Annotated in this window: 8 protein-coding genes and 2 pseudogenes; 5 read left to right on the top strand and 5 right to left on the bottom strand. The window is 66.7% G+C overall.

Annotated elements, in window-relative coordinates:
* The 3 genes and pseudogenes from Q0C81_RS13855 to Q0C81_RS13845 all read right to left on the bottom strand — a co-directional run.
* Positions 1–331 (bottom strand): annotated as a pseudogene (locus Q0C81_RS13855) (methyltransferase type 11); the annotation flags it as partial.
* Positions 332–544: 213 nt separating this feature from the next.
* Positions 545–1405 carry a MoxR family ATPase gene (locus tag Q0C81_RS13850; RefSeq protein ID WP_291839024.1) on the bottom strand — a complete coding sequence of 287 codons (861 nt, stop codon included), beginning with the start codon at positions 1403–1405 and terminating at the stop codon, positions 545–547.
* A 350-nt stretch (positions 1406–1755) separates the two neighbouring features.
* Positions 1756–3033 (bottom strand): lytic murein transglycosylase, encoded by a 1278-nt coding sequence (locus tag Q0C81_RS13845; RefSeq protein ID WP_291839022.1) that lies wholly within the window; start codon positions 3031–3033, stop codon positions 1756–1758.
* Positions 3034–3526: 493 nt separating this feature from the next.
* Here Q0C81_RS13845 and Q0C81_RS13840 point away from each other — a divergent pair, with 493 nt between their 5' ends.
* Positions 3527–3691 carry a hypothetical protein gene (locus Q0C81_RS13840; RefSeq protein ID WP_291839019.1) on the top strand — a complete coding sequence of 55 codons (165 nt, stop codon included), beginning with the start codon at positions 3527–3529 and terminating at the stop codon, positions 3689–3691.
* 107 nt (positions 3692–3798) lie between these two features.
* Here the strand turns inward: Q0C81_RS13840 and Q0C81_RS13835 are convergent, their stop codons facing one another.
* The gene (locus Q0C81_RS13835) at positions 3799–4257 is read right to left on the bottom strand and encodes a hypothetical protein (protein ID WP_291839016.1); all 459 of its coding nucleotides are present in this window, start codon (positions 4255–4257) and stop codon (positions 3799–3801) included.
* 72 nt (positions 4258–4329) lie between these two features.
* On the opposite strand from Q0C81_RS13835, the gene Q0C81_RS13830 reads away from it, so the two are divergent.
* The 4 genes from Q0C81_RS13830 (at position 4330) to Q0C81_RS13815 (ending at position 6459) form a co-directional block, all read left to right on the top strand.
* On the top strand, positions 4330–5376 hold the full coding sequence (locus tag Q0C81_RS13830) for a nitronate monooxygenase (RefSeq protein ID WP_291839014.1): 1047 nt from the start codon (positions 4330–4332) through the stop codon (positions 5374–5376).
* A 117-nt stretch (positions 5377–5493) separates the two neighbouring features.
* Positions 5494–5619 carry a type B 50S ribosomal protein L36 gene (gene ykgO / locus Q0C81_RS13825; protein WP_045655953.1) on the top strand — a complete coding sequence of 42 codons (126 nt, stop codon included), beginning with the start codon at positions 5494–5496 and terminating at the stop codon, positions 5617–5619.
* A 202-nt stretch (positions 5620–5821) separates the two neighbouring features.
* On the top strand, positions 5822–6097 hold the full coding sequence (locus tag Q0C81_RS13820; protein ID WP_291839000.1) for a DUF2312 domain-containing protein: 276 nt from the start codon (positions 5822–5824) through the stop codon (positions 6095–6097).
* Between the two features lie 107 nt (positions 6098–6204).
* Positions 6205–6459, top strand: coding sequence for a hypothetical protein (locus Q0C81_RS13815; RefSeq protein WP_291838997.1), 255 nt, complete (start codon positions 6205–6207; stop codon positions 6457–6459).
* Here the strand turns inward: Q0C81_RS13815 and Q0C81_RS13810 are convergent.
* A pseudogene (locus Q0C81_RS13810) lies at positions 6456–7000 on the bottom strand (TonB-dependent receptor); the annotation flags it as partial. The gene Q0C81_RS13815 and the pseudogene Q0C81_RS13810 sit on opposite strands and share 4 nt — an antisense overlap.

The following is a 7000-nucleotide window of genomic DNA, read 5'->3' as shown; positions in this document are numbered from 1 at the left end:
CCTGGGGCATGTCGGACGACAGGCGTTCCTCGAAGGTCTTGAGCACCTGGGGCGGGGTGCGGTCGCCGAGCGGGACCAGCTGGAGCGTCACCTCGGCCCCCTTGGGCCCGACGTAGGTGCAGACGGTTCCCTCATTGGACGCCGAGCCCTTGCGGGTCAGCGAACCCATGGTCTGCGGGCATTGCAGGGTCTCGACGACCTTCAGCACGCCCTTGGCGTCGCTGTCGTCCGTCGTGGTCGAGGAGATGTGCACCGAGCGGTCGCCGTCGCAGGCGGCGGTCAGCGCGGCGAGGGCGCAGACGGTGGGCAGAAGGAAGGGGCGGAGCGGCATGATCCTGATCCTCAAGTCACTGACATCCTGCGCGTCGCGGGGGCTGAATCCAGTGAAATCGCGGTAACCGGCGTGACGAAACCTGTCCGCACGTGTGGCGGATCGCCCGCAAGGGCGTGATGCGGCCTCGCATCCCTAGAGCTGATCATTGTGTCCCCCCGGACCCATCGCCAATCAGACTGCCTCTATTTGCGCGCCGCGTCACCCTTGCTGTCAGGCGCCGGGACGGCCGCCCTCGCGGCGGTTCAGGAAGGCCAGGCGCTCGAACAGATGCACGTCCTGCTCGTTCTTCAGCAGGGCGCCGTGCAGCGGCGGGATCAGCTTGTTGGGCGTCTTTTCGCGCAGGGTCTCGGCGTCGATGTCCTCGACCAGCAGCAGCTTGAGCCAGTCCAGCAGTTCAGAGGTCGAGGGCTTCTTCTTCAGGCCCGGCGTGTCGCGGATTTCGTAGAAGGTCTTGAGCGCTTCGGACACCAGCCGGCCCTTGATGCCGGGGAAGTGGACCTCGACGATGTCCTTCATCGTCTCGGCGTCGGGGAAGCGGATGTAGTGGAAGAAGCAGCGGCGCAGGAAAGCGTCCGGCAGCTCCTTTTCGTTGTTCGAGGTGATGACCACGACCGGACGGATCTCGGCGCGGATCGTCTCGTCGATTTCCTGGACGTAGAACTCCATGCGGTCGAGTTCCTGCAGCAGGTCGTTGGGGAACTCGATATCGGCCTTGTCGATCTCGTCGATCAGCAGGACGGGGCGGACGGGAGAGGTGAAGGCCTCCCACAGCTTGCCCTTCTTCAGATAGTTGCGGACCTCGTGGACGCGTTCCTCGCCCAGCTGGCTGTCCCGCAGGCGGCTGACGGCGTCGTACTCGTACAGGCCGTTGTGAGCCTTGGTCGTGGACTTGATGTGCCAGGTGATGAGGGGGGCGTTCAGGGCCCGCGCCATCTCATAGGCCAGCACGGTCTTGCCGGTGCCCGGCTCGCCCTTGATCAGCAGGGGGCGCTCCAGGGCGACGGCGGCGTTGACCGCGATCTTGAGGTCGTCGGTCGCGATATAGTTCGACGTGCCTTCAAACCGGGACATGGCGGCTCCTGCGTAGCGTTTGAAAACGCTTAGACCATTATCGGTTCGGATTGAAACAATCCGAACTCAGATAATGGTCCAGCATCAATACCTTGAGCGAAATCTGAGTTCAGATGCGATCGCATCTGAACCGATTTCGCTCTAGCGAAGGCCGGGCGGGTAAACAACGATCATGTTTGGGTTCCGGCTCGGCGGCGCGTTTCCAAAGTCGGCTCAAACATAAAGTACGATATCCGCGGCACGGGGGCCGGGGGGCGTAGTTTAACCCGGTCCGGCGGTGGTGCGGGTTCAGGACGCTGCCGACGGGACGTTGTCGAGCGTGATCAAGGGACTAGATCGCGAAAGAGACGCTAGCCGCCCCGGCGGATCAGCTCATCGGCCAGGTCGGCGGTCAGATAGCCGTCGGCGAGGCGGTTGTTGGCGATCTGCCAGCGGCGCAGGGCGGCGCGGGTGTTGGCGCCGATGACGCCGTCGACGCCCTGGGTGTCGAAGCCCAGCGCCGTCAGGGCCCGCTGGGCGCCGATCCGCTGGTCGCGCGACAGGGGGGCGTCGGTGGGCCAGGCCTTGACCAGCCCCGGCTTGCCCTGGACGCCGTCGGCGGTCAGGCCGATGGCCAGGGCGTAGCTGACCGAGTTGTTGTAGCGGCGGATGACGTAGTGGTTCGGCAGGGCCAGGAAGGCCGGGCCGCGCGCGCCCTGCGGCAGCAGGATGGCCGCCTCTTCCAGCGCCTCCGCGTCATTGGGCTGGCCGCCGCCGGCCAGGGTGACGCCCTTGGCCGCCCATTGCCGCCAGCTGTGGCGCGGACCCTCGGCCTCGGCGTAGTCGAAGCCGGCGGGCAGGGTGACCTCGTAGCCCCAGGTCTGGCCGCGCTTCCAGCCGCCCTGGGCCAGCAGGTTGGCGGCCGAGGCCAGGGCGTCGGCGTCGTCGCCCCAGATGTCGACGATGCCGTCCTGGTCCTGATCCACGCCGAGGCTGAGGTAGTTGTCCGGCATGAACTGGGTCTGGCCCATGGCGCCGGCCCAGCTGCCCTTCAGGCCCGCGCGGGCGCGCCTGCCGTCGACGACGATGTCGAGCGCGTTTTTCAGCTGGCCCTCGGCCCAGTCGCGGCGGCGGCCGTCATAGGCCAGGGTCGCCAGCGAGCGGATGACATCATAGTCGCCCTGGACCTGGCCGAAGGCGGATTCCTGGGCCCAGATGCCGACGAGGATTTCGGACGGGACGCCGAAGCGCTGGACCACGGCCCACGGCACCCGGTCGGTGCGCTGGCGCGCCTGGGCGATGCGGGTGGCGGTGACCGCGTTCTGGACATAGGCGCCGGCGGGGCGGCTGAACTCGGGCTGGTTGCGGTCCAGGCGGATGACGGAGGGATCGGGCGTCAGGCCGGCCAGCTCGCGCTCGTACTGGGCGCGGCGCACGCCGCCGTGGCGGGCCAGGAAGCCCTGCTTCCAGCCGTCGAAACCGGCCTGATCGACGACGGGCGCCGGCGCGGGCGTCGAGGGCTGCGCGGGGGCGGGGGCAGGCCGTTCCGGGGCAGGCGCGGGCGTCGGCAGGACCGTCGGCGGCTCCGGCAGCATGGGAGCGCAGGCGGCGACGGTTCCGAGCAGGAGAAGGCGAAGGCTGATACGCATGATGGTGAGTCTAGTGTCCCCGCGGGCGGCGGCCTCATAACAAGTGCGCGAGTCGCCATCCCGCCATAAAGCGCCTGGATGGCGAAAGCGTTGCCGTGTGGTTCGCCCGGCGGCGTCATTAACCCTCTTTCTTTTTGGAATGGTGAACGTGTCGGGCGTAGGGAGAACGTCGTCCTCTGATACGGCCTGGTGGCGGAGGGGCTACGCGGCGGAGGTGCAACTCCGCAGACCCTCCGTTCAACTCGGAGGCCAGGCCTCCAGAGATCGCGTTGCGATCTCTGGGTTTTTAGTGGCGCTAGCGCTCGCGACGCGGTCGCTCGCTGCTTGAGCGCGGGATGCTGACCCTTCGGAAGTCCCATAGCGGACGCTCAAGAGGCGATTTAGAATCCGGTAACGACGCGATTGGAGAAACGCGGTGCAAAACCGGTTTGTTTTGACCTTGGCGGCGTCGGAGCGGCAGCATAGGTCAGGCAAAGGTCGAGGGGGACAAACGATGGGTCAGCTTCAGAAGTATGGCTTTCCGCTCATTGGCGCGCTTTTCCTCGCGTTAGGCGTCTTCAAGTTCCTTCAGGGTGATAGCTGGGTGGTGTGGATCATCATCGGCGTCCTGTTTGGCGGTCTGAGCGCACTCAGCCGACGTAAGGACAAGCAGCCCTGACAGTCATCCGTCAGCAGGTCTGATTGTCGTTGACGCTTCGGTTTGCCTTCGTTGAGATCCAACGAGAGGCCACTTCCCACCCTTAGGTGACTGTCGGCTCCCGACCCTTAGCCGACATCAGGCTTCCGTCGTCGTTTCGAGGCGAGGGTGATGGCGGCCAAGCCCAAAAATCCTATCATGATGCCGATCGAGAACTCGGCGTAGATGTGGTTCACAAGCCAACGCCATGTTTCATCTTCGAAGCCGGGAAAGATGCCACGGGGTTGATCGTAATAGAGAAACCTAAGGCCAGCCGCCCAGCAGACGGGCAGCCCCCCAAGCACCAAACCTACGATGATGAGCCTGTCCGCGATCCTGTCTCGCAAAAGGAACCCGCATGCACCGCACGCGGCAAACCCAGCCCACGCGAGGATCACGTGCGCACGAGCGAAAATCGCAATCTCCCATAAATCTTGCACGTCCGGCCCACCGCCGTTCAGGCCTGCTAAGACAAATGCGCAATAGGCAACCGCGCATATCGCAGCTCCGAATAACGCGACAAATCTGACAGCACGCGTCTTGGTCACGATTGAGCCTACACCTGAAAGGTCCGCAATCCACCCATTGCGGACGTGAGGGCGTGAGCCTAGGTCGGGGGCATGTCCTTGCTCGACAGGCTGGCCCTTCAGGTCCCGATCATCCAGGCCCCGATGGCCGGAGTGTCGACGCCGCAGATGGCGGCGGCCGTTTCGGATGCGGGCGGGCTGGGGTCCATCAGCGTGGGCGCGACGAACGCCGCCGGCGCGGCGGAGATGATCCAGGCGCTTCAGCGGCTCACCGACGCGGCCTTCAACGTCAATGTGTTCGTCCACGAGGCCCCGCGTCGCGACGCGGACCTGGAGGCGGCGTGGTTGAAGGCCCTGACGCCCCTTTTCAGGGGTTTTGACGCCGAGCCGCCGTCTTCGCTCACGACGATCTATCAGAGCTTCGCCGACGACGACGACATGCTGGCGGTGCTGATCGACCGGGCGCCGGCCGTCGTCAGCTTCCACTTCGGCCTGCCGGATGAGGGAAGGGTCAGGGCCCTCAAGGCGGCGGGCTGCGGCCTGATCGCGACCGCGACCAGTCTGGACGAGGCCTCCAGGGCGGAGAAGGCGGGGATGGATGCGGTCGTCGCCCAGGGGTTCGAGGCGGGAGGACACCGGGGCGTCTTCGATCCCGACGGCGACGACGCCCAGCTGGGCACGATGGCCCTGAGCCGGTTGCTTGTGAGCCAGGGGCGGCTTCCGGTGATCGCCGCCGGGGGCATCATGGACGGGCAGGGCGTTCGGGCCGCCTTGAGCCTCGGCGCGGTGGCGGCCCAGCTTGGGACCGCCTTCATCGCCTGCCCGGAGAGCGCGGCGGACCCCGCCTATCGCGCCGCGCTGCAGAGCGACGCGGCGCATCATACGGTGATGACGAGGGCCGTCTCCGGCCGGCCCGCGCGCTGCCTGCGCAATCGCTTTACGTCCTGGGGTGAAGCAGCCGGGGGCCAGGTTCCGGACTATCCCGTGGCCTATGACGCCGGGAAGGCGCTGAACGCCGCCGCCAAGGCGCAGGCGGAAGGCGGCTACGGCGCCCAATGGGCGGGCCAGGGCGCGCCCCTGGCCCGCAGCCTGCCGGCCGCCGAACTGATGCGGACCCTTGCGCGCGAGCTGGCCGCATAGGGGACGCCGGAACCGCGTCTCTCCCGGTTGACCTTCCGGCGAGTCCTCTCTATACGCACCGCTCCGCCGCAGGTCCGCCCGCGGCTTTTCTGTTTTGATTTGCCTAGGACGACGACCATGAAGGTCCGTAGCTCGCTCAAGTCGCTGAAGACCCGCCACCGCGACTGCAAGGTCGTGCGCCGCAAGGGCAAGGTCTATGTGATCAACAAGACCGACCCGCGCTTCAAAGCCAAGCAAGGCTAAGCAGCCTTCTTGCGCTAATGCGCGCGACGCGGTCGCGCGCTGCTTGAGCGCCGGGTATGAACAGGGCTGCGGACATTGTCCGCAGCCTTTTTCGCGTCCGGTGTTGAGCCATCGGCTTGGGCGTGGTTAGCGTCCGATCCAACATCGTCCACGCCGCCTTCGGGCAGGGCGCGGACCAGTTCCCTTCTTCCGGAGTTCCCCCATGGCCGATGACGCCGCCTTCGATTCGTCGCCCGACGTCCTGACCGCCACGGCCCAGGGCCGCCTGCGCTCCATCATCGAGCGCCTGGAGCGCCTGGAGGAGGACAAGCAGGCCGTCATGACCGACATGAAGGAGGTCTTCGCCGAGGCCAAGGGCGAGGGCTACGACGTCAAGGTGCTGCGCAAGGTCATCCGCATCCGCAAGCAGGACAAGGCCAAGCGCCAGGAAGAGGAAGCGATCCTCGACCTGTACCTGTCGGCCCTGGGCGAAATCTGAGCCTGAAGCGGACAGGGTTCGGCGGCGGCAAGGGCGGTTCGAAGAAACCGCCCGCCAGCCCGTTCGAGGCTGAACGCAAGGCCGCCCAGCGCGCGGCCCTCAACGCATTGAAGCGCGCCCGCCGCTCGGCAGAGAAGGCGGGCGTTTCGCTGTCCGAATGGGAGGGCGAGTTCCTGGACTCGGTCTCGGAGCGGGTGAAGACCCACGGCCGCGCCTTCGGCGATCCCGAACTGGGTGCGCCGGGGCAGGCCCTGTCGTCGATGCAGGGCCGCAAGCTCAAGGAAATCACCGCCAAGGCCAACGGCGAGGAGCCGAAACGGCGATGGGGGCGGAAGGCTCCGCCCCCGAAGGCCGACGACTAGAACAGGATCTTGCGCAGCGTCAGGCTGACCACGCGGCCCTGCGGGTCGAGGTAGTCGGGCTGGTAGTTGGTCGGCACCTCGCCGGACGCCACGGAGGCCTCCGGGCGGGTGTCGAACAGGTTCTGGATGCCGAACTGGATGCGCGTGCCCTTGAGGATCGGATACTTGGCGACCCAGCTGGTGCGCTGGTTCAGATCCATGAAGAGGTTCAGGTTGACCGTGGTCTGGTCAGCGAAATTCAGGTCCGGACCCGTGCCGCCGTCGACGCGGGTGCCCTCGCGCCAGTTGGCGAACATGAAGCCGCCGAAGCCGTTGCGGAACACGCCGGTGACCAGCTGCAGCTCGTTGCGCGGGCTGCCGCCGCGGGACGAGGTGGCGCCCCCGTCCAGCAGGTCGATGACCGGCAGGCCGTCGGCGATGGTGATCTCATCCTGCAGGCGGATGGTGTGGTACAGCGAGATGTTGAAGCGGCCCTGGCCGGGCTGCATCGGCGGGCCGCCGCGACCGCCGCCGCCCATGCGGATCTGCTGACCGCCCCCAC

The organism is Brevundimonas sp., from assembly GCF_023259385.1.
Taxonomy (GTDB): domain Bacteria; phylum Pseudomonadota; class Alphaproteobacteria; order Caulobacterales; family Caulobacteraceae; genus Brevundimonas.
This window is presented reverse-complemented; position numbering and strand designations above follow the sequence as displayed.

What these genes read in the sequence shown, in the direction of transcription:
- Q0C81_RS13840 (WP_291839019.1), top strand. Translation starts at nt 3,527, where the DNA reads ATGGGTCAGCTTCAGAAGTATGGCTTTCCGCTCATTGGCGCGCTTTTC.
- Q0C81_RS13830 (WP_291839014.1), top strand. Translation starts at nt 4,330, where the DNA reads ATGTCCTTGCTCGACAGGCTGGCCCTTCAGGTCCCGATCATCCAGGCC.
- Q0C81_RS13820 (WP_291839000.1), top strand. Translation starts at nt 5,822, where the DNA reads ATGGCCGATGACGCCGCCTTCGATTCGTCGCCCGACGTCCTGACCGCC.
- ykgO (WP_045655953.1), top strand. Translation starts at nt 5,494, where the DNA reads ATGAAGGTCCGTAGCTCGCTCAAGTCGCTGAAGACCCGCCACCGCGAC.
- Q0C81_RS13845 (WP_291839022.1), bottom strand. Translation starts at nt 3,033, where the DNA reads ATGCGTATCAGCCTTCGCCTTCTCCTGCTCGGAACCGTCGCCGCCTGC.
- Q0C81_RS13850 (WP_291839024.1), bottom strand. Translation starts at nt 1,405, where the DNA reads ATGTCCCGGTTTGAAGGCACGTCGAACTATATCGCGACCGACGACCTC.